General features: G+C 36.1%; 2 protein-coding genes. Both read left to right on the top strand.

The window, feature by feature from the left end; all coding sequences use genetic code 11:
• Nucleotides 1-495 precede the first annotated feature (495 nt).
• Entirely contained in the window at nt 496-795 is a 300-nt protein-coding gene (locus C4T42_RS32675; RefSeq protein ID WP_244603336.1) for a DUF6444 domain-containing protein, read from the top strand.
• Nucleotides 796-817: 22 nt separating this feature from the next.
• Nucleotides 818-1,176 (top strand): transposase (locus C4T42_RS32670; RefSeq protein ID WP_244603335.1); only part of this gene is annotated, 359 nt, incomplete at its 3' end.

The raw sequence follows: 1,176 nt of genomic DNA, 5'->3' as shown, positions 1-1,176 counted from the left end.
CAAGGCGGTAGGACAGAGAATGGGAGGTTACGAAACTGAAGATAACCAAAAGGGCTTTATTCATACTCGTATCAGTTTCTCTGTTAGGAGCTTGTAGTGAGCTAAAGGACAATCGTGTAACAAAATACCAGTAGACACCAATAAAAAGTGTCAAAAAGAATGAATCCGTACACTTGCCAGTCAATATTTTTGAAAATGACAACTATAAAATTGAAGGGCAAAAAGTTACATTCACTCGTAGTATTACGAATGTTGAAATAAAAGATTTTGATCAATCATCTGAACTTGATTTTCGGGATCGTTATAACGATTATGTAAGTAAAAAAAGTTTAAACCTCAAAAATGATTTTAAACTACTAATCATTAACATGAAACATGAAATAAATGAAAAAGCGTAACTACTCAGCCACCTTTTGGTGTCTTTTTTTAATTTTACTAGTTTCATATGCCTCCCATTTGTAAATACTGAGTATATCAAACAGGGGGGTGAATAGGATGGTCGATCGAAAAATCATTTTAGATGCATATAAAAAAGGACCTGAAGCTGTTATTTCTTTATTTGAAGAAACATTCTCTAAGTTAGAAAAACGGATTCAAGAACTAGAACATGCTTCAAAAAAAAACTCTACAAATAGTCATAAACCACCTTCTACAGATGGTTTGCGTAAACCTGTTACAAAAAGTTTGCGCAAATCCAACCGGTGGCCAGTTGGGCCACAAAGGGCATACCCTTCATTTGACAACGACTCCGGACCATACGATTACCTATTCTCCTACGCATTGTACTTGTTGTAACACGTCCTTACACCACGAACCTGTGAAAGGATACCGCATTCGCCAAGTATATGATTTACCACCTATCCAGATAGAAGTAACGGAACACAAAGTAGAACAAAAAGAATGCCCTCATTGTCATACTATCCAAGAATCCCAGTTTCCTTTTACAGTGTCTCGTTCTGTACAATATGGTCCGAATATAAAAAGACTGATTCCGTATTTAACACATTATCAGTGCATTTCTTTGCAACGAACAAAAGAATTCTTTCAAGACTGTTTTGGCCATTCTATCAGCGAAGGAACCCTGGTCAATCATACAAAATCTTTCGCTTCTCAATTGCAGCCTTTTATACAAGAAGTAAAGGAGAAGATTCTCCACTCTTCCGTTGTTCATTTCGA

The organism is Methylobacterium sp. 190mf (assembly GCF_900107945.1).
Classification (GTDB): domain Bacteria; phylum Pseudomonadota; class Alphaproteobacteria; order Rhizobiales; family Beijerinckiaceae; genus Methylobacterium.
This window is presented reverse-complemented; position numbering and strand designations above follow the sequence as displayed.

Bases quoted from the DNA above. Each gene is read 5' to 3' on its own strand.
- C4T42_RS32675 (WP_244603336.1), top strand. From the start codon at position 496: ATGGTCGATCGAAAAATCATTTTAGATGCATATAAAAAAGGACCTGAA.